The following is a 25945-nucleotide window of genomic DNA, read 5'->3' on the forward strand; positions in this document are numbered from 1 at the left end:
ATCCAGGCATCCTCAATGATCGTCCTCAGCAAACAGACACCGGGGTTACGAGACGTCCCTTAGTGTCGCGCATCGTTGATCGCTTTACAGTTCGTTGATCCAGAGATGTGCGGCAGGGTGGCTCGTCACGGAGGTCCGGCGATCGTCCAGGAGACAATCTCGCCTCCGGTGCGTCTGGGGCCTATGGCACAGTCCTGAGTGTGCAGCTGGACGAGTTGCCGGACTGGTTGCCGGCTTGGTGTCGTGACCATCTGGGCGGCGAACCCGCCGGCGTGCTGTTCCAGTCGCATCAGGTCTCGATGGTGTTCGGTCTGCGGTTGGCCGGTGGCAGGGACGTCGTGGTCAAGGCGCGCGCCGACGACGGCCGGGCCTCGTCGTGTGTCGCGGCGCAGGCCCGGTTGGCCGAGCGCGGGTTTGTGTGTGCCCGGCCGCTCACGCCGGTGGTCGGTGTCGGTGCGCTGGCCGTGCACGCCGAGGAATTCCGGCCCGGCGGCGAAGTACTGCGGGGGGACTCCCCGGACATTGCTATGCGCTGCGCGGAGGTGTTCGCCCGGCTGATGGCCGAGCTTTCCGGCGTGACCGTCGCGCCGCCGCTGCCGAGTCCGCCCTGGGTCCGCTGGGACCACACCGATTCTGGGGTGTGGCCGACGATCGACTTTCTTGACAGCCGGGACCAGGGTGCAGTGTCCGAGCACATTGTCCAGACGGCTGAGCGGGCCCGGGGGCGCCTGCTGGCCGCCGGCTTGCCGTGCGTGCTCGGCCACGCCGACTTCGAGGCGCAGAACCTGCGGTGGCGGGGTAGGCGGGTGTGGGCGGTGCACGACTGGGACAGCCTGGCGTGGCAGCCGGAGGCGGCGCTGGTGGGAGCGGCGAGCGGGTCTTTCGCCAGTGCCGGGCCGCCCATGCTGGCGCCGATCGATAGTTCCGAGGCGTTCCTGGTGGCCTATCAAGACATTCGAGGGCGCCTGTTCTCGGCCGTGGAACTGGAGATCGCGTGGGCGGCCAGCCTGTGGATGGCTGCGTACAACGCCCGGGAAATGGCACTGTGCGGGGGCACCCCGGCAGGTGGCGATGCACTGCGGGCACAGGCGGCCGAGCGCCTCCACCGGGCCAATGCGTAACATCAGCACACAAACCCAGCGAGCGCCTGCCCCCGCCGTAACCTCGGGGCACATCCGCCCTTCGAAGGTGACCCGGGGCGCCGGCAGCGCGGCGGCCGCGCTTGCCATGGTCTTCAAGCTCGTCGAGTCCGCCCAGCAGCGATGGCGGGCCGTCAATGCACCCCACCTCGTCGCCCTCGTCCGCGCCGGAGCCCGTTTCGAATGCGGTCAGCTCGTCGAGCGGCCTAGCTCACTGCCGCCTGATGGCTCGCCCCCGGCTGCCCGTGTACCCCAGGGCAGGCCAACCGGGGGGGGCGGCGGTGTCAGCCGGTGCCCGCTGCGGAGGCGAAGGGTCCGTCCAGGGCAGCCCATTGCAGGAGCAGGATCGTTTTGCCGTCGGCGATGCGTCCGTCGCGGACCATGGCGAGCGCCTCTGTGAAGGGCAGTTCGAGCACTTCGATGTCCTCGCCGTCCTCGTCAAGACCGCCGCCGGTTCCGGTGCGGTCGGCCGGGGTGTAGGGGGCGGCGTAGAAGTACAGGCGCTCGGTGACCGAACCGGGGCTCATATAGGCGTCGAGGACGTGGGCGATCGGGCCGAGCGTGACGCCGAGCTCCTCGGCGGCCTCGCGCCGGATGGCGGCGAGCGGGTCGTCGCCGTCGAGCAGTCCGGCGGCGGCCTCGACGAGCATGCCGTCCCGGTGGTCGTTGACGTAGGCCGGGTAGCGGAACTGACGGGTGAGCAGCACACGGCCGCGCTCGGCGTCGTACGGCAGGACGACCGCGCCGTTGCCGCGGTCGTACGTCTCGCGCTGCTGGGTTTCCCAGCGTCCGTCGCGGCGGCGGTAGTCGAAGGTGGTGCGGCGCAGGACGTGCCAGCCCTGGGAGGTGAGCTCCACGTCGCGGACCACGATGTCGGCGTTGCGGTCCAGGTCGCGTCCGGCCCGGTCGAGGCCGGTGCGGCCGCGGTGGTCGGGGATGTCGATGCCGGGGCGGGCCATCACGCGGCCCTGCCTTCCTGCGGAGTGCGGCGCGGGATCTCGGCCGCGTCGTGGTAGACGGGCAGGCCGCGGCGGCGGGCCGTGGCGACGTCCTGGTCGGCTCCGGTGGAGTCACCGGGGAGCCGGAGCACGGCGTCGCAGTGGGTGAGCAGGCGCTCGGCGGTCGGGTAGAGCACCTGGTCGGCGAGGGGGTCCGTGGGGCCCGCGCCGGCCGAGCGCAGGACGGGCAGGGCCACCCACTCCCCGATCATGGGCACGTGGCCGGCGACGAAGACCGGCCACGCTGCCGCTTCGAGGCGGCCGAGGTTGGCGGCCATGGCCCGCGGGTCGCCGTCGGTGCCGGAGCGGTAGGGCCCGGCGATGAGGATGAGCATCGGCTTGTCGGTCATGACGCGCTACGATACATGCAGAAACGTGCAAGAACATGAAGGAGTGTGGATGCTGGCCGCTCAACGGCGTGCTCACCTGCTGGACCTGCTCGCCCGACAGGGCAAGATCGTCGCCAAGGACGTCGCCGCAGACCTGGGCATCTCCGAGGACAGCGTGCGCCGCGACCTGCGCGACCTTGCCGCCGAGGGACTGTGCCAGCGTGTATACGGCGGGGCATTGCCCGTCTCCCCGGCCGTGGCGGACTACGCCGCCCGGAAGACGGTCACCCCCGCCGGCAAACAGAAGGTCGCCGCGGCGGCCGCCGCGCTGGTGCGGCCGGGCAGCGCCCTGATCCTGGACGGCGGCACCACCGCCCTCGCTGTAGCTCATGCCCTTCCGCCGGACCTGGACTGCACCGTGATCACCCACAGCCCGACCGTCGCGGCCTCGCTGCTGGAGCATCCGCAGGCCGAGGTTTTCCTGCTCGGCGGCCGCATCTTCAAGCACTCCGCGGTTGCCTGCGGCGCGGCCGCGGTCGAGGCCGCTCAGAACATCTCCGCCGACCTTTGCCTGTTGGGCGTCACCGGCGTCCACCCGGACGCGGGGCTTACCACCGGCGACGCTGAAGAGGCCGCGATGAAGCGCACCCTGGCCGCGCGGGCCGCGGACACCTACATCCTCGCCTCGTCCGAGAAGATCGGCACAGCATCACGGTTCCGCGTCCTGCCCTGGGAAGACATCAGCGGACTGATCACCGACGCCGACCCCCACCACGCAGTCGTCGAGTGGCTCACGGCGCGCGGCGTGGAAGTCCTGGCAGCCGGCTGAAAACTATCGGGCCGAACAGCATGGGATCGCAGGAGATTCAAGGCACCAGCCCGCCACCGTGGTTCAGCCATCCACAGGAATTGACAATTGCTCACCTGCGCAAGCGCCTGCACCAGCTGCAGCTGACCGCCACGCCAGCCCCGGCGACGAGCCCTGGTTCCCGGCCAGGGCTGGCCATCCCCCCGAGGTGAAGCTGATGGACGAGCACCTAGACGCCGCCGTGTGCCAGGCTCATGAGCGCACCCGTAGCAACTGATGCTGGCCCGAAGCACCGCTAGCCGTGTCAGATGTTGAAGCGGAACTGAGAGCGGCTGTCCCACCACCAGCGGGAACGGCCCGCGACGCCTGCTCACACGGGGTCTGCGGCTGTCATGGTTCCTCGCTGGTTGACGACGTTTCACGGCGTCTTGTGCCCCGGATGACTCTCCGACCGCATTCCGCCGTCGCCCGGCTCGGCGCTCGTCGTTGAGCTGCCAGCGCATGAGGTTGATGAATTCACATCCGCGACACCACCTACGCCGAAGCCGCCAGCCGCCTACGCACCGGCAACGCGCCCCGCGTCATGCCACCCTGCGCAACACCGCGGTAAGCCTGCTCCGCCTGGCCGGCACCACCACCATCGTGAAAGCCCTACGCCACAACAGCCGAAATCCCTACCGACCACTACAACTGCTCGGAATAACGTGAAACGGGCATACAGCCACCTTGCCTGAGCCCTGGGGTCCTGGCGTATGCCCCCGGATGACTCAACCAGATCGCAGTTAGTCGACAGCCGAACGACCGTGGGGACTCGGCGGCCTGATCGGACATAGGCGGCAATCGCTAAGATTCATTCACAGGGACCTACCAACAAGACCCCTGGCCAAGTCATGTTCATCGATCTGTTACCAAGGGCGGGCTTCGCAGACGCTGCGATACCTATACGGTCCAACTTAGAACACCTGTAGATATGGAGGAATTCATGAGGAAAGTAACGGCAAAGCGACTCGCAGCGGCGGGTGGAACACTCACACTCGCGTTTTCCGGCATCCTTCCTGTCGCGGCACCGGCATCTGCGGCGATCGAACCCATTCCGAGCGCAACGGCGAACGAGATGGGCGCCGAACCGATGGACGTCGGAACCATGGCCTCATGCTCGAACTGGACGCCACATCTGAGGCGAGTCATCGTCGGCAGCGCTAAGGTGCACACCAGCTATTCGGGGTCATCCCCCGTGATAGCGACGTGGAAGTCCAAGACGCTTTTCCGTGTCGACAAGCGTTGCGTGAACGATGCCGGAAACCTCTGGTGGCACTCGGACTGCTGCACTGGCGTTAAAGGCTGGATCTGGAACGACTATACAGAGTTCGCCCACTACAACTAACAGAGCCCGCCCACCACCGCTGGTCGCCTTTTTGGGTCTTGCCCCAATGTGACGTACAGCCTTGGCCCCTCGAAGTAGATTTCCGGGAGTGGCACCACCACAAACCCGCCCTCCGGCGTCAGCCGCCCTCTCGGCGGTGCCAGGAGACACGACGAACACCACCAGCGGACAGACGTCCACCGCTGGTGGTGCTTCGTCTCCCGTCCCTGCCACCCCGTGAGGAGAAGACCGTGTCCACCCCGCTCGCCCATTCCGCCCCGGCCTCGCGGCCGGCCGTGACGCCCAAGCTCTGCGTCGCGCGGCCTTGCCGGAGCTCTCCGGCTGGCTGGAGCACACCGCCGCCGCCGGCGGCTGTGCCCGCCCAATCCGCCTCACCGGCACCATCACCGCCATCGACCGGGATACAGGCCGGGGCCTGAGCGAGCAGCACGACGGACTGCCAGCGGGAGACGCTCGGGTAGAACAGACGGTTCAGCGAGACTTAAATCTCGTTATCCAGTCTGCGTTGAGTTGATCGGCCTGTCGACGGTGCCCGACCACCAGTTGCCGATCCGGCGGAACATTCAGACCGAGATAGTCGAGCACCTTTTGTGCAGTGCGGGGCGGATCTGCCGCCAACTCCTCATACGTCACCTCGCAAGGCACGATGCTGTGAGAGGCGAACCAGACTGTCCAGTCCGCCTCGGATCTCTCGATCGTGGCGACAAGCCGACCAATCAGCTCCTCGTCGTAATGAGGATCCCGACCTCCGGGCGCGACGGCTTCGCCCGGATGCCAGAAATGGGTTTGCAGCGACTTTGCCCACGACACCGCCTGGGCCACGACGTCGCGTCGCCGCAGGTGAACGAATCTGAGTTGACCCAACTGGGCGCTCAATAGGTCTACATCCGTCACCGCTGGTATAGATGCGGAGGCGGCAAGGCCACTTATCAGTTCCGGCAAAGTCTCTGCCATGATCCTCCCGCCAAAGACACCGTTCGAAGTCTTGCCGGCGGTTAGCGCCGCTCGAACGAACGCTTCGTCGATCCGTCCATCACGCGGTCGTGCTATACGCCAGTCGTCGGCGTACTCATTCAAACTCTTGCGATTGAAGTAGGAGGCTGGGTGGCCGGCAACCCCGGACGAGTCCAGCAGACCGCACAGCAAGGTACTTCCCGAGCGGGGCGTCGCGCAGATCAGGTACGAGTCAAAACCTGGGCGTGTCACAGTGGAAGACCGTAACCAAGCGTTGACCTGGGACCAACCGAATTCCCGCACGTCGGCGGGCGAGTGAAGACGGCTCTCCGTCACCGCGTGACCGACTCGATGGGATGAGGAAATCCAACAGCTGGCAACGGTCGATTGGGCGTAGTTACGTATGGCTGCGCCAGCTGGCCGGCGAGCTTCCCGGAGGTCAGCGTGGGCGACGGCCAACTGCTCACGGATCTCGGTGAGTTCGCGGGTGAGGCCGTCCTCACCGTTCGCACGTACGGCGACACGGCCGACAAGCCTAGAGGCCACGATTAGTGCGCGACCTCCCGACCGGAACCCCAGGTCAACGCCCTACGACCCGCCGAAAACCGACCCAGTGATAAGAGTCAGGTTCTAACCAGCTCAACTCGAAGGCCGGCCGCTGGCCCACATCCAGGTCCGCCGCTACCGCAAAGGGTTCGGGCGTGCCGACCTCGCCGGCGCCCGACCGCCCCGCCGTTCGTTCTTTCCTGACGCTGACGCTGACGCTGGCGTTCGCCGCCGCCGCGGCCGTCGGCGTGCTCGGCGGGATGATCGGCCTCGGCGGCGCCGAGTTCCCTCTGCCCCTGCTGATCATGCTGTTCGGGTTCGCCGCTCTGCAGGCCGTGATCCTCAACAAGGCCCTCAGCCTGGTCGTGGTCCTCACCGCCCTACCAGCCCGGCCGTGCTGGCGCTTGTCAGCGTGCCGCCGTCCGGCGGCGTTGCTGTCAGCGTTGCTGTCGACAGCCGTTCCGCCGCGACCCAGGCCGACCCCCACCGTGGGAGTCGTCGTGGTCCGGTCCCCACGCACGTAGGTCGTCGCGCAGGTGAGCCGAATGCGGATGTGCAACGATGATCGGCATGTCGACTCCACGAAAGGGCAATGCCGCGTAGGCGCCCCGCACAACTGCGTGCCGACTCCATCTACCGGCGACCGCTTGACGGATCAACCTCTGTCATCCCCGGGCTCTCGGTCCGGGGATTGAGAGCCATCGCCTACCTCGAACGCACCCGCCTCTGGAACCAGGCCGTCACTGATGCACTGCGGACCTGGTCATGGTTCGTGCGCCACCCATGGCATCGCTTGTGGGACCCCACCTCCGGCTGCGGGGTGATGGAGTGCTGTCCGAATCCGCCCGAGCTGCGCTGGATCCTGGACGTCGCCGTTGTGGTCCTGCCTCCGAAGGATGCCCGAACCCTCCGCAAGCAGATCGCAGCCCTCGATGAGCAGTGGTGACACGCCCCAAGGGAATCTCGTCGGCTCGGGCGCGTCCGATCCGTCGTTCATGACCCCCGTCGGGGGGAGCCGGACACACCTTGTCGACCCGTGCCAGCCGGTGCTGTGGTGCGTTGGTCGTAACACTCCGCCACCTGTGGCACTGGCCCGACGCCTGGCCAAGGTCGACGAGCTAATCAGAACCGGCGGCGGCGGCTGGAAGAACTGATCGGCCTCTACCGTCGCCCGCCACGGGCGAGGCCGATCGACCCCAGGCCGCAGCACATCCACATCCACCAGCGCTGCCGGGTGGTACGACTGTCGGAGGCGGACAGAACCGGCGGAAACGGGGCGAACCGATGTCGAGTGGCGCAGCCCGGCTGCTGCGGGGACGGGAGGAGCAGCGGGCGACGTTCCTGGACCTGTTCTTCGACCTGGTGTTCGTCTTCGCGCTCTTCCGGCTCTCACAAGGGCTGCGGGAGCATCTGGACTGGAGCGGCGCATTTCAGACGCTGGTGTTGCTGCTCGCCGTGTGGTGGGTGTGGACCCAGTCGGCGGCGGTAGCCGACAGGTTCGACCCCCGACAGCCAGCGATACAGGTGCTGGCCATCGGGGCCATGTTCGGCAGCTTGGTGCTGGCGGCCGCGGCGCCTGAGGCGTTCGGCGAACATGGCCTGGTCTTCGCCGGCGCGTACGTCGCCGTCCAGGTCGGTCGCAGCCTGTTTCTCGTGATCGTTACGCGGGGCGACGAGCGGCAGCGTCCCGAGATGCGGGTGCTGGCCTGGTTCGGCGTGTCGGCGGTGCCGTGGCTCGCGGGCGCACTCATACATGGTTGGCCGCGTGGGGTGCTGTGGGCGCTGGCGGTGGCCGTGGACTACACGGTGGCCAGACTCGGCTGGCCCACGCCGCGGCTGGGCCCCGCCAATGCGGCGGAGTTTTCGATCTCGGGCGGGCTCCTGGCCGAGCGGCATCGGCAGTTCTTCATCATCGCGCTCGGCGAGCTGATTCTGGTGACGGGGCTGGGGCTCAGCAGCAACGGCTTCGAGGCGGACCGCAGCGCGGCGGTCGTGGTGGCGTTCGCGACCACGGTGCTGCTGTGGCGGATCTACATCCACCGTGCCGGGGAGGTGTTGGGCGGGGCCGTCGCCGCGGCCCCTGATCCGCTCCGCGTTGGCGTCTCGGCGATATACGCCCACCTGGTCATGGTCGCCGGCATCGTCGCGATCTCCGTCGGCGACGAGCTCATCATCGAGCACCCGTTCGGGCACACACCACCGGCGTGGGTCGCCGTCATCCTCGGCGGACCCGCACTGTTCCTCGCCGGACGGGCCATCATCGAGTACACGGTGTTCGGCCGGGTGTCCCGCGACCGCGTGGCCGGGGTCCTCATGCTCGCCGCCATCTCGCCGGCAACGATCTTCCTGCCGCCCGTGCTGGTCGCCGCCGCCGCTGCTCTCGTCCTGGCCGCGATCGCCATATCCGACGCAGCCCGCGCCCGAAGACGCACACCTGAGCCCCCCTCACCGCCTGGCTAGCCGGAAAGTGTCACCCACGTCCCGAGACTGTTCTGTCACGGATGTCCTGAGACTCGACATCGCCGGCAGCCCGCCGGCAGCCCGACATCGCCGGCATCCGGCTGTCGGGGCTCAGGACCTGCGTGACGGATCGGTATCAGGACCTGGGCTCCGCCACCTGTAGCAGCGGCCCGACGCCGTGGTCGACGAGCTGATCCGGACCGGCGGTGACGGGTAGAAGGAAGAACTGGCCGCCTGGACCGAAAGCCGCCCGTGTAACGCGGGCCGCCCGTTTCCAGGCCAGGGCCGCATATCCGAATTCACCGGCGCTGCCGCGTGGTACGAATGCTTCAAGCCTGGGACAAAGCCGGCAGAACGGGCGAGCTGATGACGACGCCGAGTGGCGCCAAGATGCTGCGAAGACCCGAGGAGACGCGGACAAACTTTCTGGACCTGTTCGTCGACCTGGTGTTTGTCGCCGCGCTCGTCCAGCTCTCGCACGGGCTGATGGAGGAACTTACGTGGAGCGGCGCCTTCCAGACGCTGGTGCTGCTGTTGGCCATGTGGTGGATCTGGACCACGACAGCGTGGACAACCAACTTGTACGACACGCAACGGCTGGCGATCCAGCTGCTGGTCACCGCGACCATGCTCGGCAGCCTGGTGATGGTGGTCGCGCTGCCCGATGCGTTCAGCGAGCGAGGTCTGGTCTTCGCAGGCGGGTACGTCGCCATCCACATCGGCCGCCAACTCTTCCTCGTCCTCGCCCTGCGTGGCCACGAGTTGCAGCGCAGGAGCATCCGGGAGCTGTTCTGGTTCGGTGTGTCGGCGGTGCCGTGGATCGCTGGGGCGGCCGCGCACGGTGCGGCGCGTGGGGCGCTGTGGACGCTGGCGGTGGCCGTGGACTACGTGGCGCTCCCAATCCGCTGGCCCACACCGGGGCTGGGTCGCTCAACCAAGTCGGATCTGGGCATCCTGGGCGAGCACCTGGCCGACCGCTACCGGCAGTTCTTCATCATCGCGCTCGGCGAGTTGATCCTGGTCAGCGCGTCCACCCTCAATGGCAGCGGCCTCGCGGCTGATCGGACCGCAGCGCTCGTGGTGTCGTTCGCCACCACGGTGCTGTTCTGGCGGATCTACATCTACCGCGCCGGGGAACTGTTGGCCGCGGCTGTCGCAGCGGCCCCGGTCCCGAGCCGCGTCTCCTTGTCGGCGACATACTCCCATCCGATCATGGTGGCCGGCATCGTCGCCACCGCCGTCGGCGTCGAACTCGTCATCGCCCATCCACTCGGACACACGCAACCGGCCTGGGTCGCCGTCATCCTCGGCGGACCCGTGCTGTTCCTGGCCGGGCGCGCCTGGTTCGAACACACGGTATTCAACCGCGTGTCCCGGGATCGGCCGACCGGCGTGCTCGTGCTGGCCGCCCTGGCACCGGCGATGCTGTTCGTGCCGCCGCTGCTGGCCGCCCTCGCCGCCACCGCAGTCCTAGCAGCGATCGCCGTCACCGACGCGGCCCGCGCGCGAGGACGCCCACCCGAGCAGCCGTCACCACCCGGCTAGGCGGAATTGTCACCCACATCCTGAGACGGTCTGTCACGGACGTCCTGAGACCCGACAACGCCGGCAGTCCGGCCGGCCTTCCGGGCGACGATCGCCGCCGGTTGCCCGGGTCAGGCGTTGGTCGAGAGGAAGAGGGCTCGTAGCGCGATCGCCCGGGACTCGATGAGCTGCATGCGGAGCTCTCGGCTGCACGTGGCCCAGGTCGCCGAGGAAACTCACGGCGGCGTGGTGCTCCGCCCCTACCCGAAGACCCGTGCCGGGGTCCGGACCGTGCCGCTGCCAGCCTTCCTCGTCGCGGAGCTGCGAGCGCTCCTGCCAGCCGACGACGTCACCCCAGACCCACGGTCCCTGGTTTTCCGCGACCGGGTCGGGCGCCCACTGCGGCGGTCGAACTTTCGCCGTCGGGTGTGGCTGCCCTCGCTGGTTCGCGCCGGCCTGCTCGGCCAGGTCGTCAACGCCGGCCCGCATCGGTACCGCGCGGTCTGGCCCGATCGGGAGGGCGTGGAGTGGTCGGCGGAGTTCACCACCGAGCGGGAGGCCGTTGCCTGCGTGGCGGTCAAGGCGGTTGGCGGGATGCGGTTCCACGACCTGCGGCATGCCTACGCCACCTGGCTGGTCACCGACGGCGTGCCGATCAACCTGGTGCAGCGGGTCATGGGCCACGAACAGGCGTCAACGACACTCGATCGTTATACGCACACCCCGGACGACTACGCGGCCCGAGTGTTGGATGCCTTCACGCTGCCTGCTGACGATTTGCTGACTTCGGCCCCGGAAGATCCGGCGGAGGGTGCCTTCGACGAGGACGGGGAGGGCCTGTGACCTGCGGCGCAACGCTCCCACCAGAAAGGGACGACCCCCGTCGGGGGGAAGCGGACACAGCTCGTCGACTCGTGCCGGGCGTTGTCGACCAGTGCGACCGAGCAGCTGACGCGAGATGTTCTCTGCTGCCTCCTACCCGCCTAGATCAAAGGGCCTGCTGCCTCGTCGCTGCCTCCAGCCCTCGGCTTGGTCGCCTCCGCCGTAGCCCGAAACTTGTACCGGATGCGGTCGCCGACGGCCTGGGCCTCGTACGCACGTTGCCAAGCGGGCACCAATCCAATGCAGTCGCTGCGTAGGGTGAACGTCGTGAATGGCGAGCCTCATCCTCGTTGGCGAGCGCGGTTCTTGAGGATTGCGGCCAGCCTCGCCGTCATGCTCGTCGTATGCGCTGTCGGTGGCTACCTCGCGCGACCTGTCGTGGCTAAGGCGGTCTACACGCTTCTCTCACCGATCACGGGCGGGTGCATCGCCGCACCAAACGAGCCGACGAAGCTAGCTGATGAGGCGGTGTTTCAGCGGGTGCCGGCAGGCGCTTCGTCGATTGGCGGGCCGACCGTGCAGCAGCCGTGCGCCGACGGTCGCCGCGACAGTGAGAGCAAGATCTTCGGCGAGGTGACCGTCGAGTATCGCAGTGACCTGTCGGACGAGGAGATCCGCAGCCACTATGAGGCGGTTGCCCGCGAGTCGGGGTGGACGTTCGACGTCTCAGACCTGCGGCTTGTATTCGCCATGAAGACGCTGCGGGATCGTTGCCTATGGTTGAGCGTCTTCCGCGATGAAGCCGGTCGGCCCGGCTACTACAGCGTCGAGGTCACCTTCTGGCCCAAGTACGAGGACTCCTTCTGCGACGACTGAGCCAGCGGCGGTTACGACCAGGCCAGCCGAACCGCGCGGCTACATCTCGCTTACAAGCTCTGTGCGGGTCGTCCGGCGTCGTCTGTCCGCGTTCGCGACCTCGGGCGACTGTCCGCACGCTTCTGCCGACGGGCGTCCTCGTCCAGCCCGGTTGCTGTCGCCGTTGCTGTCGACGGCTGGCTATGGTCGTCATCGTGAAGACGCGGGTACGTATCCTCGCCGCCTCGATCGCCGCGCTGGCCTTGTCGGGGTGCGACGCCCCCACGATGCCGACTGCCCAAGGGACAGCTCAACCAAACGCGTCGCCGACTTGTCCCCCAGGGCTGGTTCCCGTCGATCTCACCGTACCCAGGCCGGACGGGACCAGGCTGAACGTGCTCAATGCGAGCGACGTCAAAGGACTTGAGCTCACGGTGTTCGTGGAGCTCGGGAAGCGGGGCTTCCAGATGCTCTCCACAACCGACCGGTACCGGGACGGGCGACGCTATCCCGAAGCGGCCGTGATCCGCTACGGGCCGCAGACAGTCGGGGCCGGCTGGCTCGTGTCGTCATACATCCAAGGACAGGTGAAGACCGAGTTCGACATCCACCGCTCCAACGACCGGATTGATGTCATTCTGGGAAGCGCGTTCGAGAGCATCCGCACGCCAACGGAGGCCAACCAGGCGGTTGCGGCGGCCGGGCAGCCTTCCTTACCGCCTGGCACCTGCCCTGTCCCCGACTGAGCGGGCCAGTCAGCCGTCGCAGGTCCCGAGACCCGACGTGACGTCCTAGTCGTCACTGTGGTGGGTGCGCCTTCGTCCCTGGCCGCCCGCGATCGTTGATGTCAGCCGCAGATGTCAGGCGCGCGGGGCCGACACACGGTTTAGGAATTGTCGGCGCTCGGGATTCCTCGACCCTGCTACCTGCCGTTGCCGCTGACCAGACGCCTCGCGAGGCAGCATGCCTTAACCGTCGTTGCCCGTCGGCGACTGCGGCATCGGGCACGCAACGGGCACGCCAGGGCTTTCCCCTCCTGACCACTCGCTTGTAAGGCGCGCCCGGCGATAGTCGCGGCGTCTGTCACCGTCCGGGACGTCCGCAAGCTTCTCCTGCTCTGTTCGCTATTGTTCGCCGGCGGCCGGCTTCGTTGATGTCGACGGTGGATGTCAGGCAGCGGCAGAGCCTGCCTGCGCCGGGCTCACTGCTCTGCAGGGATCGGCGGCCATCGGGAGAGCGCGCCACGGTTCGTGGCAAGCGGCGGCAGACTGCCGCGCCTCCGAATCGCGCTCCACTAGGTACTGTCTGCGGCATGACGTGGATGGTGGCCGCCGCCGTTGGATGCTTCGGTGCCTTCGCGGTGGAGGGCCTCCAGTTCATCACCGCAGTCCGGCGCTGCAAGGGGTGGCCTTGGAAGCGCCGGGGGGAGCCGCCGCTCGCTCCCTTCCTGACATCCGTCTTCATCCGTCTGGTGATCAGCGGGGGCGTTGCCGCTGTTGCCACCGAATCGGGCGTCACAAACGGAACTTTTGGTGCTTTTGTCGTTGGAGTTGGCGCGCCTTTGCAACCGGCCACACTTGGATCGTGAGCCGCTTCGTTGACGACATCCGCCGGGCTCGAGCTGCCGGCAGGCTGGCCGATCGCTTCCCTCCCAACGACGTCCGCCGCGCCTGTCCCGGCTGGGCAGATCACACCTACGGCGTCTTCCTGCCCAAGCATCGGCAGGGGAACCCAGGCGGCTACACCGCATACGTTCTCCAGAACCCCGACGGCACCTACAGCCTGCTCGCCTGAGACCGGTCACCGAGACCTACGCATTACGAGTCGCTAGCGACCCCGACGTCTTGGCGCTGCGCCGCTCGATCCGGCTGGCACCGGTGTGCGCACCAGTCCGCTGACGTCCGCGGACTTCGCTGCTCGGTTGGCTGCTCCTCGCCACTGCCGGTAGCAAAGCTCCCACGGGCGATCACCCGGACGGCAACGCGACCGGTGAGACAGCGGATCTGTTCACCACCTGGCCGCCAAAGGCAGACGTAAGCAGGAACTGGCCCCCCACGGCGCCGTCCGCGAGCCAAATCGGCCAACGGGTAGATTGACGCCGATGAGCGGTCTGTTGCGTCAGGAGTTGCGCGGGTTGGCCCACAGTCGGGCACTGTGGCTCCTGCCGCCCCTGGTCGCGCTCGCCGGCCTGAGCAGTCTTTCGTTCAACGACGACGCCTACATGTTCTACGTCTACTACGACCCGCAGACTTTCGAGGAACAGCTTGACGCATATCACTTCGACGTCAAGGCGATCCACACCTCGGGCCTCGGCTGGGCTCAACTGGCCGCGCTGGCGGCCGGGGCGTTCCTGGTACTGCGTGATCCATGGCTGACCGGCCGCCCGGCCCGGCTCTCCCTGCCGGCCCTGGTATCCCCGCCGGCCCGGCTCCCCCCGCCGCCCCGTCCCGGCCGTTACTTAATAGCGAAGGCGGGCGTGGCCGCGCTGTTCGGTGTGCTCCTCGCCGTGGCCGACCTCGCCGCAGTGCTGCCACTGGCACCCAGAGTGGTCGCCGACCACTGGGTTCGGCGCGAAGTGGCCTCGAAGGACATCTTCTTGCCGGTACAGATCTTGGCCGACGAGTCGGTGTGGCCGGTGGTGCTTCGCGCGGCGGCCGGTGTCCCGCTGTTCGCGATCGTTGGGATCGGCCTGGCCGCGCTACTCAACCGCTGGTGGGCGGTTACGGTGGCCGTCGTCGTCCCAATCTGCGGGTCGCTGTACATGACCGCTGACCCGTTCTTCGGCGCCCTGACTGCTCCGAGCCGACCGGCCCTTGCCGCGACCATGATTCCGAGCCTGGAAGCGGCCGCGATCGTCTTCCTGCTCGGCTACGGCGCGACGCGGTGGCGACTGGCCCGGGCGCCCGCAGCCCGGCCGACCGGCGCGGAAGCTTGAGGCTTCGGCCGCATACGGGCCAGAGACGGCCCGACGCTTGGCCACGGACACTCGCTTACAAGCTGTGTGCAAGTCGTCCGGCGTCGCTGTCCGCGTTCGCGACCTCGGACGACTGTGCGCGCCCGGCGGCGGGCGGCTGTCCCTGTCGTGGCTCGTTGCTGTCACCGTTGCTGTCGACAGCCACCCGGGGTGAAAGAGTGAGCGCGTGGGGCTGGACAAGGAGGCCGCAGCGCAGCTCGCCGAGGCACGCCTGGCGGAATGGCGACGCACCGGGTATGGCGAGTGGTGCGCGATGCTCGACGACAAGGAGATGCGCCTGGTCGTCGGCGAGGACGGCAAGCGGTACAGCGTGACCTGCGTGGGCGATGCTGGTATCCAACCAGCGACCGCTTCGGTGTGAAACAGGACGCCGCACCCCCTCTGAGCTGCGGAAACGTGGAGCCGCAGGCAGGGTTGGGTGCAGTTGAGAGACGTTCGACGCCGTTAGGCGCAGTTCGACGTCGTTCAGGGCACCCTGTTGCTCCCAACCTGCTCCCCGGTCCTGGATCCGCACCGGACTGCCTGCCGAGCCAGCCGGTGTTGCCCGGGACGTTGGCTGTCGGCGTCCGTCAGGCTCTGGCCACCGGCTGGCGGCCCCTCGTGGCCGGCGCCTGGTCTTCAGATGCTCCTGAGCGACTCGTCGCACGCACGGTGACGGCCGCGCCGTCGGATGCCGCACGTTATCTGCGGCAGATCCGTGCATCTGTCACGGCCAGGGATGAGGCCGCAGAGACCGCTCCGGCGGACCGAACACAACCGCGCCGATGTACTTTCCGCGTGTGGACCGCGTTCACCTTGCCCGCATCCTGCACCGGCCCGACAGCACCCGGCCCCAGTAATGCGAGTCGGCGAATAGCCAACGCTCGTCGTGCGGTGCCTCGGCGGGCGCGGGCTCGCCCGCGAAGTACGCCGCCAGCTCCGCGTCGCCTGCCCCGGCCAGCCAGCGCTCGGCCGCGCGCAGCGCCTCGGGGGACGGCACCGGGCCGCACGTTCCGGCACGCCCAAGAGCAGCTGATAGCGCTGCATGAGCGGCCACGGCAGGTCGGCGACCGGCCATAGGGTGCCGATCACGCATCCTGCGCCGGCTCGCAGGAAGCCTGCGGGCGGGCCGACCGTCTCGTTCGGCAGCCGCCGGACGTCGGTCACGGCCGTCTGGCATTCCCGATATCCGCCGCTTGCCACCGGATCTGATGACACTCTGAACGCGGGGAGTGCGGTCGCGAGCCCAGGAGAGGCGGCATCGGGATCACGGTGAACGGCTTCTGATGCGTACCGCGTTGGTCGTGTTGGCCACGCTGGCGACGGCCGTGGTCGTGGACCTGGTCTCCGGCGTGCTGATCCGCCGGGGTGCCCGTGGCCGCTACAAGTGGCTGCTGGAGCCGCTGCGGGACGCCTGCCGCCGCCCGGCGGCCGCGATCCTGCTGGTCGGGGCGCTGTACTACGCGCTGCCGCCCGGACCGGCCGAGTGGCAGCGTTATCTGCGGCACGCCATCCAGCTGGTCCTGGTCGCCGTCACTGCGTGGCTGGTGATCAAGGCATTGAACGTTGCCGAAGCGGTCGCGTTCAGCCGACTGCCGAGCGATCCGGTCACCAACCGGCGGGTCCGGCGGGCCCGCACCCAGATCCGCCCGGTGCGGCGGCTCACGGTGGCCGTTGTCACGGTCCTCGCAGTCGGCCTGATCCTGATCACCTTCCGGCCGGTACGCCTCTTCGGCGTCTCCATTCTGACCTCGGCCGGGGTGGTCGGCGCGGTGATCGGCCTCTCCGCCCGAACCGCGCTCGGCAACGCGTTCGCCGGCATCCAGGTCGCCTTCGCCGACGGGCTGCACGTCGGCGACGTACTGGTGGTCGACGGCGAGTGGGGCCGGGTCGAAGAGGTGAAGCTGACCAACGTGGTGATCCGGCTCTGGGACGAACGGTTGCTCATCCTGCCGACCACGTACTTCACCGAGCGGCCGTTCCAGAACTGGACCCGGAACGAGTCGCGGGTAATCGGCAAGATCCAGATCCATGTCGACCACACCGCCGACCTGGACGACCTGCGCCGGGAGGCACGCCGACTGGTCGAGTCCTCACCGCTGTGGGATCGAGACCGGTGGGTGCTCCAGATGGTTGACGCCACCCATCAGACGGTGGTCATCGAGGTGCAGGCCTCGGCCGCGGACGGCGCCAGCGCCTGGGACCTGCGCTGCGACCTACGCGAGGGACTGATCCGCTACCTGCGCGACCAGCACCCCCAGTGGCTGCCCCGCACCCGCAGCCAGTACCAGCCCTGACCGGCGGGTCCGGCGTGGCCGCCGGGCGCCGAGGAATGAGTCGGCGCCTACCGGGGACTAGCTGGACCAGGCTGAAAGGGACGGGAGGCGGCGATGGGCGTCGACCGGGACTGCACCGAGGTGGGGGACGACTTCGTCCGGGTCACCCGTACCGTCAACGCTCCCATCGGCCAGGTTTTCGAGTACGTCATCGACGTCGACCTGAGCCACATCTTTCCCAGATTTGGACACTCGCCGGCAATCGTGGCCAGCAGCGTCACCACCGGCTGGAACACCCCAGGCGTGCGCCGGACGAACACCTCTGACGACGGCTCGACCAACGAGGAAGAACTACTGGCGGTGGAGCCGCCGAACTCGTTCTCGTACCGGGTCGACAATTTCAGCTCGCAGCGGCTGCGCGAGGTGGTCGACAGCATCGAGGGGTCCTGGTACTTCAGCGACCAGGAGGACGGCACCACGAGCATCGAGTGGACGTACGCCCTGAACCCGGTGGACGAGCCGGCCCGGGGCGGCCATCAAGGAGGACCTGCTGCCGCTCTACGCCGAGCGGCTGAAGATGGCGATGAGCATCCTGAAGGACGACCTCGAGTGTTGACGACGGCGCCACGGACCGGCGCCACGCCCGGGGGAACGGCCGGGCCGGCTCCGGGAGTGTGGTGACCGGGCGCGGGTCCGTCGTCGTGGGTGTCGTGGCCGCCCCCGGGGCCGCGGCCGACCTGGCGCGGGAGGCCGCCACGGAGCTCGCCGACCGGCTCCGCAGCCGCGTTCCGGAGGTCGACTGGGCGGTACGCCTCCAGGTGGCACGGCTCGTCGAAGGGCCGGCCGACCTCGGCCAGCTCATCGAGGCAACCCGGCGCCGGATGCTGGCCGAGGGCTGGAGTCTGGTCCTCTGCGTGACGGACCTGCCGTTGCAGACCGCGCGGCGGCCCGTGGTCGCGCACGCCAGCACCACCCACGGCGTCGCGGTCCTTTCCATGCCCGCGCTCGGCCCCGTCGCCGTGGCCCGGCGGATGGCCGAGGCCGGGGACCGGCTCCTCGCGGCACTGCTCGGCGATACCGACGCGGTCGGCGACCCGGTACGGGCCGGCCCGCGCCGCCGGCGCCTGGCCACCGGACGGCGGGCCCAGGAACTCGGCGCGCGCGTGAACCACCAGGCGTCCGGCATCGGCCTGCTGGCCGGGGTGATCGGCGGCAACCTGCGGCTGCTGCTCGGCATGCTCCGGGCGAACCGGCCGTGGCGGCTAGCCGTCCGGCTCTCCCGGCTGCTGGTCGGTGCCTTCGCGACCGCCGTCCTCGCCCTGGTGAGCGCCGATATTTGGCAGCTGTCGGCGGCCTTGGGCAACCTGCGGCTCGCCCTGCTCGCGGCCGGCTCCGTCCTGGCGGTGGTGCTGACCATGGTGCTCGGCGCGCGCCTCTGGGAGCGGGTTCCGCGCGACCCGGGTGCCCGGGAGCAGGTCGTCCTCTTCAACGTGGTCACCGTGCTCACCGTGGTGATCGGCGTCCTCGCGCTGTACGTGGCGCTCGCCGCGCTGACCATCATCGGGGCGATCGCCCTCGTCCCCTGGGACCTGCTCGCTGAATCCACCGGCCGACAGGCCGGCGTCGCCCACCAGGTCAAGCTGGGCTGGCTGGCCAGCTCGCTGGCGACGGTCGGTGGCGCGCTCGGCGCCGGACTGGAGTCCGACTCGGCGGTACGGGAGGCGGCGTACCGCTATCAGCCCGACGCGGAGCTGACCGGCGAGCAGGGTGGGCCGGACCCGACCGGCGGGGCCGGACCGGGACCGAGCGGCGAGTCCGGGTCACCGCGCAGAGACAGGTCTGAGCCGGAGCGGAACCACGAGGCCGGCTGACGGCCCTGGTCAGCGCTGTGATCAGGACCCGGTCGCGGCGTTGCCCTCGGCGGCGCGGATCGCCAGCAGGGCGATGTCATCGGTGGGCTGGTCCACGCGGTGAGGCTGGCCATCACGGTGGCGCAGACCACCGCGGGCCGGGACGGGGCGTGGGTGCACGCCCAACGGAGTAACAAACCACGACGCACGCCGACGGGCGGTGGCGAACGACGGCGGACTTCGACCGGGCGTTCGTCTACCCAGCGAACCGCCGCTGACCTGGTGCGGACGGTCGCCGAGCGGGAGCCGCGGATCCCGGCGCCGTGGCGCCGCGGCCCGCGGTCGACCCGGAGCTGCTGAACCTCGCTGGCCCCTGGTACTGGGGGCCGGCCCCCTCCGTCCTGCGGCCGCTGGCCGACGGCGTCTTGGAGCTGCCCCCGCTGTCCGGAGGCGAGCGCGGCACCCGGCCGCGACCGACCGGCGACGGCCGGTGGGAGGGGTTGTTGGCAGTTCCCGATTCTGTGATCAGGCATGCGAATATGTGAGTGTTAGTGTCGGTCTCGTGAAGCTTGCTGAGTGGGCGCGCCGCAACGGGGTGCACCCACAGACCGCGTACCGATGGTTCCGCGAGGGAACCATGCCGGTGCCCGCTCGGCGTCTTCCGTCGGGAACGATCATGGTGGACGTTGTCAGTGTCGACACCCAGGGCCAGGTGGTTGTCTACGCCCGGGTGTCGTCGGTCGATCAGCGAGGCGACCTTGACCGGCAGGTCGCCCGGGTGGCCGCCTGGGTCACCGGGCAGAACATGGTCGTCTCCAGCGTGGTGACCGAGGTCGGCTCCGCCTTGAACGGCCGAGGTAAGAAGTTCCTCGGGCTGCTGCGCGACCCGTCCGTGACGACGATCGTGGTCGAGCACCGGGACCGGTTCGCCCGGTTCGGCGCCGAGTACGTTGAGGCGGCGCTGGCCGCCCAGGGCCGCCGGCTGCTGGTCGCCGACCCGGCCGAGGTGGACGACGACCTGGTGCGGGACGTGACGGAGATCCTGACCAGCCTGTGCGCCCGGCTGTACGGCCGCCGGGCCGCGGCGAACCGGGCCAGCCGCGCCGTGGCCGCGGCCACCGCCAAGGACGAGTCGTGAAGCGGTACGAGCCGCCGGCCGGCTGGACCGTGCAGGCATACCGGTTCGCCCTGGACCCGAGTGACGCCCAGGTTCTCGGCCTGCGCCGCAATACCGGTGCGGCCCGGTTCGCCTACAACCACATGCTGCGCCGGGTCAGCGCGGTGAAGGCGCAACGGGCTGCCGAGGCCAGCTACGGGGTGGCTGAGGCCGACCTGACGCCGTGGCAGGGCTGGTCCCTGCCGGACCTGCGGCGCACCTGGAACGAGATCAAGCAGTGGGCGGCGCCGTGGTGGGCGCAGTGCTCCAAGGAGGCGTTCAACACCGGGCTGGCGAACCTGTCCGCGGCGCTGGGCAACTGGCACTCCTCGCGTACCGGTGCCCGCAAGGGCCGCCGGATGGGCTGGCCCCGGACCAAGAGGAAGCACGGTCGCAGGTCGGCCCGGTTCACCACCGGCGCGATCCGGGTCGACCCTGGCTACCGGCACGTGGTGCTGCCCCGGCTGGGCCGCATCCGCACCCACGAGTCCACCCGTAAGCTGGCCCGCCGGGTGAAGGCCGGCACCGCGACGATCCTGTCCGCCACGGTCACCGAGACCGCCGGACGGTGGTCCTGCTCGTTCCAGGTCGCCGTCCGACGCACGGTCGGACGGACGGCGCACGCGCCGAAGGCCGGCCGGGTGGTCGGGGTGGACGCCGGGATCAAGCACCTGGCCGTGTTGTCCACCGGCGAGATGGTGCCGAACCCGGCGCCGTTCAAGGCCGCGTTGAAGAAACTCGGCAAGGCGCAGCGCCGTGCCGCCCGGCGGATCGGCCCCTACGACCCGCAGGCCAGGCGCAAGCGGACCGCGTCGAACCGGTGGCAGCGGGCACAGGAGGCGGTGGCTCGACTGCACGCCACGGTCGCGGCCGTCCGCGCCGACTCGTGGCACCAGCTCACCACCCGCCTGGCGCAGCAGTTCACCACGGTCGTCGTGGAGGACCTCCACGTGGCCGGGATGGTTCGTAACCGCAAACTGGCTCGGTCCCTGACCGACGCCGCCCCGGCGACGCTGCGCCGGCACCTCGGCTACAAGACCGGCTGGTACGGCGGCACGCTGTACGTCGCCGACCGGTGGTACCCCAGCTCCAAGACATGCTCCGCCTGCAAGACGGTGAAACCCAAGCTGTCACTGGCCGAGCGCACGTTCCACTGCACCGCGTGCAGGCTGTCCCTGGACCGGGACGTCAACGCCGCACGTAATCTTGCCGCGCTCGTGCGGCACGTCGACCTGGAGTCGCTGGGCGACGCAAAAACAGGACGTGGAGCCCACGTAAGACCCGTAAGACCTGCATGCGCAGGCGGGGCGGCGGGCCGTGAAGCGTCTAGACCGGCTCATCCGGTCAACGTCGCCCGGCAACGGACGACTGCCAATCAGGAGTCACGTTTGCTCACTGAAAGGTAACGGTTCAGCGGCTACGTCGCCAGCGAGCGGCTGCGGGTCGAACGCGACGCCGCAGGCGCGGTGAGCCACCTCGACCTCGGCACCTTCGTCTTCACCCGGCATCCCTACGACTCGCGGCGCCGGTGCCCGGCGGTGTAGACCCGGCCGCTTGGCGAGTCGGCTGACCCCAAGAACGCACTGATCTCGGCATGTGCGGACGTTGGCCCGTCTCCAAGCGGGAGCAAGTCGCTGCTGCGACTTCGGGCTCGCCGAAGAGGTCTCCAGGCCAAAGATCCTGGTCAGCGCATTGCCCGTGGGATCGGCGTCCCAGATGACGACACGGTCGGCCCGCCCGTGGCGTCGGCCGGAACGCTGCTCGTCGATGTCGGTCGAGTGCGCCGCGACGAAGTTCGGTGGCCCGAGATGCCGGACGGTGCTAGCCGTTTGGGGAGCAGCGAAAGCTGACCACTTCGACCTTCACGGGGAGGTCAAACGCTCCGGAGCGCGTATCGGTGCTGCTCAGTGGCTTGGTTGCGACACGACCGGTTGAACTCTTCGGAAGGGTGACCGCTTCGCTGGTTTGCACCCAGTCTGCTCCCAACGCAAGTCCCAGCTGCCCCACCCAGTCCTTACCACGTTGACCTGCTCACACTCCCCCACCAGCCACTATTGACAGCGCTCGACGTCCGCCCGGAGCCGTTGAGCACTCCGCGGTGAAACAGGACGCCGCACCTACTCTGAGCTGGGCAAATGTAGAGCCGCAGGCAGGGGTGGGTGCAGTTGAGGGACGTTCGACGCTGTTGGGCGCAGTTCAGGGCCGTTCAGCGCACCCTGTTGCTCCCAATCTGCTCCCCCGATCCGCGGTTCGCACCGACCTGCCGAAGCCGCGATGGACTGGACCCGCGGGACTCGTGTGGTGCCGTGCACTAGGCGAATGGCCTTTGCTGCGGGGAGGACAGTGACAGCAAGCCCCCTGGGATTCCTGCCCTGGTTTTAGAGCCGGTCGGTCCTACTGAAGTCCCCACAGCCACCGCGCCTGGTCAGCGGCGTGAGAGTGCGCGAACGATGATCACCAAAGACCGATGCAGGTCTTCGAGACCGCTCATGTCGCCACCGTGGCGGACAACCGTGACCGAGTGTGCCTGCGCGGCTTCGCCGTCCACCCCCGCCGCTGGGTCGTGGAACGCACCCAGGCCTGGCTCACCGCCTGCCGCCGGCTGGCCCGCGACTACGAACGCCACCCCGCCGTCTCCGAAGCCCTCATCCGCTGGGCCGCCATCGCCGGCATGACACGCCGCATCACCCGATGCCAACCCGCCCACCGCCAAGCACGCCGCACCTTCACCTGAACCTGATCAACCCCATCTCAAACACGCTCTTAGACAGATGGGTGCTGGGCTGGCCCGAACGGGCCAGCCCAGCGACTTGTCGTGATTACCTATTGACCGCGTGGACCGGCAGGTCGCCCGGTCCGGCGATCGAGAGGTGGATCATGGCGGGTGCGGATCGAGCGGCGGTCGCCGAGGCGGCGGTAGGCCGCATTGACGAGTGGCTCCAACAGCATGCGCCCCGCACCCGCGCGGCCCTGCGCCCGCCGGCGTCCGAGCCCGACCTCGCGGCGGCGCAGGAGGCGGTCGGCCAGCCACTGCCGCCGGACCTGCGGGCCTGGTGGTTGTATGCCGACGGCGCACATTTCGGCCCTCAGGCCGACGGCGGCCGGCTCATCCCACCAGGCTTCGTTCCTTACCCGATCGTCGAGGCTTTGAAGAGCCGCCGCTTGTGGATGGACGTCGCCCGGCAGATCGCGCCGGTCGACCAGTTGGAAGCCTTCGTGAATTCGGAGAACAGCCGCTCAGCCGGAACGAGATGCGAGACCTGGCTACCCGCCTGGCTGCCCGTCGCCACCAACCACGGCGGCGGGAATCTCTTCGTGGACCTGCGCGGCGGCCCCAAGAACGGCTGCGTAATGGAGTTCCACCGGGACACGGGTGCATTGGCCGAGCCGGTATGGGCGGACGTGGCGGCCATGTTCTACGACATCGCCGACAGACTGACGGAGAACGAGGCGCAGCTCGATAACGCGGGCCGGATCTTCTGGCGGTGATGCCACATGGACCGTCGCCGGGTGCGCCGGTCCATCACCACCCGATACCGAGTGACCCTCCGCCCGCCGACTCTCGCTCTTCGGCAGGGCCGGGCGTGCGCCCACCTGTGCCTCCAAGCGCGACCAGCGGCTGAGAGTACGCCGCTCTATGAGAAGTAGCCCGGCTGCCATTCCAGACTCTCCACCTCGGCGAGGTCCCGCGAGCGAGGAGCGTCATCACCCGAATCACTTCGGCGCGCGTGACGACCCGCATGTGGCGCGGTTCGACGTCGTCGTCCTCCAAGTTTCTCGAAGACGAAGAGGCCGCTCTGGAAAGCGGACGACGACCAGTCGCTGTCGTCATCCGTGACCGCCACATCAGGGAGCCATTTTCATCGTGGGTAGCGGGTTTCCTCCGCAGCTTGGAGAACAAGGATGGCCTGGACGATCGGGGTGGCTCGGCGTGGGCAGCAGCGCAGCTTGACCAGGATCTTCCAGGTCTTGAGGGTGGAGACGGCGCGTTCGCCGAGGGCGCGGATTCTCGCGTGGTGCCGGGTGACGGATTTTTGCCGGCGGGACAGGCGGGTGCGGCGGCGCTTGAACGGGGTCGAGACAGTTCCGCGGGCACCTTGGTAGCCCTTGTCCGCGAAGGTGAGCACGTTGGCGCTGGTCAGCGCGTCTATCAGGCCGTGGGTGCGGGCGGCGGTCAGGTCGTGCACCGAGCCGGGCAGCGCGGGCGATGCCCAGACCAGCCGCCCGGCGGCGTCGGCCAGGACCTGGATGTTGACGCCGTGGCGCTTGTGCTTGCCGGAGTAGTAGGGCCGCTGGTCGGCGACCCGGTCGATCGGGATCAGCGTGCCGTCGAGGATGGCGTACGCCAACCTGGCGGCGCGGCACATCGCCGCGTTGAGGTCGTCGGCGCAGCCGGCGAGCAGGTCGATGGCCTCGCGCAGGTACCGCCACACGGTGGTCACCGACACCTCAAAGCCGGCCGGCAGGCGGGTGAGAGTGTCGCCGTTGCGCAGGTGGGCCAGGGCCATCAGCGCCTGCTGCTGCGCGGGCAGCCTGCGCCAACGCCCGCCGAGCACGCGGCGTCGGTCGCGGATCAGCTCGGTCAGGCGGGTCAGGCTGCGCGTGGACAGCGGGATGCTGGCAGGATAGGTCAGCAACGAAGCTCCCGTGCTGGGCGGTGCGCCTTGGTCGACTGCCGTCCTACCGGGAGCTTCGTCCTATCTGGAGCAGCGACACGTCGCCACCTGCCTACTCAGGCGGCCCTGATCACGATGAAATGGCTCACCGTAGCTCGCGCGGGGGAGGCGGTTCATCCTCACAGGGGATCATCTTTCTTCGACGCCCGTCAAAAATTCAGCTATGGCGATCAACCTGTTGCATGCGGCCCCGGCCAGCAGCGACACCGAACAGCCCGTCCCACGCTGGGCGCTCCGTGCCGCCTACGCGCTTCCCTGGCTGCTGCTCCCCTCGTGCCTGTGGAGGTTGCCGTTTGCCTTTCACTTCGACATGGGTCAGCTCGACGACGCGCCTGTGTCACCGTTGTGGATCGCTATCCCGTATGTCTTCGGACTCAGTGTGCTCACTGAGTTGCTGGCGCTGCTCAGCATCGGTCTGGTGCGCGGCTGGGGTGAGGTGGTCCCGATCTGGATCCCGGTCATCGGTGGCAGACGTGTGCCGCCCATGGCGACGGTTGTCCCTGCCGTGGTCGGTGGGCTGCTCCTGACCACGGTCTCGGTCTGGATGGCGCTCACCTGGGTCGGTGTCTCCGACGGCGTGGCGTACGAGAACGGCTGGTGGCAGGCGCTGGCCATGGTGTGCATCACCCCGATAGCGCTATGGGGCCCGATAGTGCTCGCCCTGGCCTACGCCTACCACGTGCGCCGTCGCCCCGCCCGCGGTCAGGGGATGCCTGGGCTTGACCTGGTTCGACGGACAGGGTCGATAAGTCGTCCGTGATCGTGGTCCGGTCGAGTCGCGGCGAGACCGTCCCGCGGAACGTTCGCCGCCAGTGGCGGCAAGCCCGCGCAGACGCGGACCTCGAATGGGTCACCCCGCACACCTTCCGCAAGACCGTCGCCACCCTCATCGACAAGGAGGCCAACGCCAAGGACGCCGCAGCCCAGCTCCGGCACGCCACCGAGCAGGTCACGAAGAAGCACTACATCGTCAAGCCCGTCCTCGCCCCGGACAGTTCCGACATCCTCGAACAGCTCGGCGGCCCGTCTGCCGACGGCTGAGCCCACCCTCCGCGACCACGACGCACCTCAGACCGGATAGGCGCACGGGGACGGCAGCCGACAACCCCTACCGGGCCGGTCAGAACCCGATCGCCCCAGACGGTTACTGAGGGTTTTCGGGGGCGACTCAAAACCGCATAGACAAAGGTCCAGGCCCTGGCTGGCTTTTGGTTG

General features: G+C 68.7%; 24 protein-coding genes and 5 pseudogenes. 24 read left to right on the forward strand and 5 right to left on the reverse strand.

Annotation, left to right across the window (positions count from 1 at the left end; translation table 11 throughout):
- The first annotated feature begins 200 nt into the window (after positions 1–200).
- Both ACFY29_RS25930 and ACFY29_RS25935 read left to right on the forward strand, forming a co-directional pair.
- The gene (locus ACFY29_RS25930; protein WP_386990319.1) at positions 201–1121 is read left to right on the forward strand and encodes a hypothetical protein; all 921 of its coding nucleotides are present in this window, start codon (positions 201–203) and stop codon (positions 1119–1121) included.
- Positions 1122–1182: 61 nt separating this feature from the next.
- Positions 1183–1365 (forward strand): annotated as a pseudogene (locus ACFY29_RS25935) (IS256 family transposase); the annotation flags it as partial.
- A gap of 58 nt (positions 1366–1423) precedes the next feature.
- Here ACFY29_RS25935 and ACFY29_RS25940 read toward each other — a convergent pair.
- Together ACFY29_RS25940 and ACFY29_RS25945 are read right to left on the reverse strand one after the other, a co-directional pair.
- Positions 1424–2098 (reverse strand): NUDIX domain-containing protein, encoded by a 675-nt coding sequence (locus ACFY29_RS25940; RefSeq protein ID WP_386990813.1) that lies wholly within the window; start codon positions 2096–2098, stop codon positions 1424–1426.
- On the reverse strand, positions 2098–2487 hold the full coding sequence (locus ACFY29_RS25945) for a DUF4406 domain-containing protein (RefSeq protein WP_386990321.1): 390 nt from the start codon (positions 2485–2487) through the stop codon (positions 2098–2100). The genes ACFY29_RS25940 and ACFY29_RS25945 overlap by 1 nt, the downstream gene beginning before the upstream one ends.
- On the opposite strand from ACFY29_RS25945, the gene ACFY29_RS25950 reads away from it, so the two are divergent.
- From ACFY29_RS25950 to ACFY29_RS25960, 3 genes and pseudogenes are all read left to right on the forward strand, one after another.
- Positions 2459–3295 (forward strand): DeoR/GlpR family DNA-binding transcription regulator, encoded by an 837-nt coding sequence (locus tag ACFY29_RS25950; protein ID WP_386990323.1) that lies wholly within the window; start codon positions 2459–2461, stop codon positions 3293–3295. The genes ACFY29_RS25945 and ACFY29_RS25950 overlap by 29 nt on opposite strands.
- Positions 3296–4256: 961 nt before the next feature.
- Positions 4257–4658 carry a hypothetical protein gene (locus ACFY29_RS25955; protein WP_386990325.1) on the forward strand — a complete coding sequence of 134 codons (402 nt, stop codon included), beginning with the start codon at positions 4257–4259 and terminating at the stop codon, positions 4656–4658.
- Positions 4659–4947: 289 nt separating this feature from the next.
- A pseudogene (locus ACFY29_RS25960) lies at positions 4948–5100 on the forward strand (plasmid replication initiator protein); the annotation flags it as partial.
- A 29-nt stretch (positions 5101–5129) separates the two neighbouring features.
- On the opposite strand, the gene ACFY29_RS25965 reads toward ACFY29_RS25960, so the two are convergent.
- Entirely contained in the window at positions 5130–5864 is a 735-nt protein-coding gene (locus tag ACFY29_RS25965; RefSeq protein WP_386990327.1) for a Stf0 family sulfotransferase, read from the reverse strand.
- 449 nt (positions 5865–6313) lie between these two features.
- Here ACFY29_RS25965 and ACFY29_RS25970 point away from each other — a divergent pair, with 449 nt between their 5' ends.
- From ACFY29_RS25970 to ACFY29_RS26015, 10 genes and pseudogenes are all read left to right on the forward strand, one after another.
- A complete protein-coding gene (locus tag ACFY29_RS25970) occupies positions 6314–6682 on the forward strand; it encodes a hypothetical protein (RefSeq protein WP_386990329.1) in 369 nt (122 codons plus the stop codon).
- Between the two features lie 760 nt (positions 6683–7442).
- Positions 7443–8618, forward strand: a complete 1176-nt coding sequence (locus tag ACFY29_RS25975; RefSeq protein WP_386990331.1) for a low temperature requirement protein A — start codon at positions 7443–7445, stop codon at positions 8616–8618.
- Positions 8619–8984: 366 nt separating this feature from the next.
- Positions 8985–10163, forward strand: a complete 1179-nt coding sequence (locus tag ACFY29_RS25980) for a low temperature requirement protein A (protein WP_386990333.1) — start codon at positions 8985–8987, stop codon at positions 10161–10163.
- 171 nt (positions 10164–10334) lie between these two features.
- Complete coding sequence (locus tag ACFY29_RS25985; RefSeq protein ID WP_386990335.1) at positions 10335–10985, forward strand: tyrosine-type recombinase/integrase; 651 nt, start codon at positions 10335–10337, stop codon at positions 10983–10985.
- Positions 10986–11291: 306 nt separating this feature from the next.
- Positions 11292–11840 carry a hypothetical protein gene (locus tag ACFY29_RS25990; RefSeq protein WP_386990337.1) on the forward strand — a complete coding sequence of 183 codons (549 nt, stop codon included), beginning with the start codon at positions 11292–11294 and terminating at the stop codon, positions 11838–11840.
- 194 nt (positions 11841–12034) lie between these two features.
- Positions 12035–12565, forward strand: coding sequence for a LytR C-terminal domain-containing protein (locus tag ACFY29_RS25995; RefSeq protein ID WP_386990338.1), 531 nt, complete (start codon positions 12035–12037; stop codon positions 12563–12565).
- Positions 12566–13131: 566 nt separating this feature from the next.
- Complete coding sequence (locus ACFY29_RS26000; protein WP_386990340.1) at positions 13132–13407, forward strand: hypothetical protein; 276 nt, start codon at positions 13132–13134, stop codon at positions 13405–13407.
- The gene (locus tag ACFY29_RS26005) at positions 13404–13613 is read left to right on the forward strand and encodes a hypothetical protein (protein ID WP_386990342.1); all 210 of its coding nucleotides are present in this window, start codon (positions 13404–13406) and stop codon (positions 13611–13613) included. Before ACFY29_RS26000 ends, ACFY29_RS26005 begins: the two co-directional genes overlap by 4 nt.
- 307 nt (positions 13614–13920) lie before the next feature.
- Positions 13921–14754 carry a hypothetical protein gene (locus ACFY29_RS26010; RefSeq protein WP_386990344.1) on the forward strand — a complete coding sequence of 278 codons (834 nt, stop codon included), beginning with the start codon at positions 13921–13923 and terminating at the stop codon, positions 14752–14754.
- Positions 14755–14909: 155 nt separating this feature from the next.
- A pseudogene (locus ACFY29_RS26015) lies at positions 14910–15106 on the forward strand (hypothetical protein); the annotation flags it as partial.
- Between the two features lie 477 nt (positions 15107–15583).
- Here the strand turns inward: ACFY29_RS26015 and ACFY29_RS26020 are convergent.
- Complete coding sequence (locus ACFY29_RS26020; protein ID WP_386990345.1) at positions 15584–15772, reverse strand: hypothetical protein; 189 nt, start codon at positions 15770–15772, stop codon at positions 15584–15586.
- 286 nt (positions 15773–16058) lie between these two features.
- Here ACFY29_RS26020 and ACFY29_RS26025 point away from each other — a divergent pair, with 286 nt between their 5' ends.
- From ACFY29_RS26025 to ACFY29_RS26055, 7 genes and pseudogenes are all read left to right on the forward strand, one after another.
- Positions 16059–17069: a mechanosensitive ion channel family protein gene (locus ACFY29_RS26025; RefSeq protein ID WP_386990346.1), complete on the forward strand. Its 1011-nt coding sequence runs from the start codon at positions 16059–16061 to the stop codon at positions 17067–17069.
- Positions 17070–17162: 93 nt separating this feature from the next.
- The gene (locus tag ACFY29_RS26030) at positions 17163–17729 is read left to right on the forward strand and encodes an SRPBCC family protein (RefSeq protein ID WP_386990348.1); all 567 of its coding nucleotides are present in this window, start codon (positions 17163–17165) and stop codon (positions 17727–17729) included.
- A complete protein-coding gene (locus ACFY29_RS26035; protein ID WP_386990350.1) occupies positions 17726–18919 on the forward strand; it encodes a hypothetical protein in 1194 nt (397 codons plus the stop codon). The genes ACFY29_RS26030 and ACFY29_RS26035 overlap by 4 nt, the downstream gene beginning before the upstream one ends.
- A 541-nt stretch (positions 18920–19460) precedes the next feature.
- A complete protein-coding gene (locus ACFY29_RS26040; RefSeq protein ID WP_386990352.1) occupies positions 19461–20036 on the forward strand; it encodes an IS607 family transposase in 576 nt (191 codons plus the stop codon).
- Positions 20033–21460, forward strand: coding sequence for an IS607 family element RNA-guided endonuclease TnpB (tnpB, locus tag ACFY29_RS26045; protein ID WP_386990354.1), 1428 nt, complete (start codon positions 20033–20035; stop codon positions 21458–21460). Before ACFY29_RS26040 ends, tnpB begins: the two co-directional genes overlap by 4 nt.
- Positions 21461–22584: 1124 nt before the next feature.
- Positions 22585–22788, forward strand: a pseudogene (locus ACFY29_RS26050) (transposase); the annotation flags it as partial.
- Between the two features lie 41 nt (positions 22789–22829).
- On the forward strand, positions 22830–23543 hold the full coding sequence (locus ACFY29_RS26055) for an SMI1/KNR4 family protein (RefSeq protein ID WP_386990356.1): 714 nt from the start codon (positions 22830–22832) through the stop codon (positions 23541–23543).
- A 371-nt stretch (positions 23544–23914) separates the two neighbouring features.
- On the opposite strand, the gene ACFY29_RS26060 is transcribed toward ACFY29_RS26055, so the two are convergent.
- On the reverse strand, positions 23915–24691 hold the full coding sequence (locus tag ACFY29_RS26060; RefSeq protein WP_386990358.1) for a transposase family protein: 777 nt from the start codon (positions 24689–24691) through the stop codon (positions 23915–23917).
- Between the two features lie 202 nt (positions 24692–24893).
- Between ACFY29_RS26060 and ACFY29_RS26065 the strand changes: the two genes are divergently transcribed.
- Together ACFY29_RS26065 and ACFY29_RS26070 are read left to right on the forward strand one after the other, a co-directional pair.
- Positions 24894–25490 (forward strand): hypothetical protein, encoded by a 597-nt coding sequence (locus ACFY29_RS26065; protein WP_386990360.1) that lies wholly within the window; start codon positions 24894–24896, stop codon positions 25488–25490.
- A 32-nt stretch (positions 25491–25522) separates the two neighbouring features.
- Positions 25523–25811 (forward strand): annotated as a pseudogene (locus tag ACFY29_RS26070) (site-specific integrase); the annotation flags it as partial.
- Positions 25812–25945 lie beyond the last annotated feature (134 nt).

Source organism: Micromonospora sp. NPDC000668 (assembly GCF_042897975.1).
Classification (GTDB): Bacteria; Actinomycetota; Actinomycetes; order Mycobacteriales; family Micromonosporaceae; genus Micromonospora.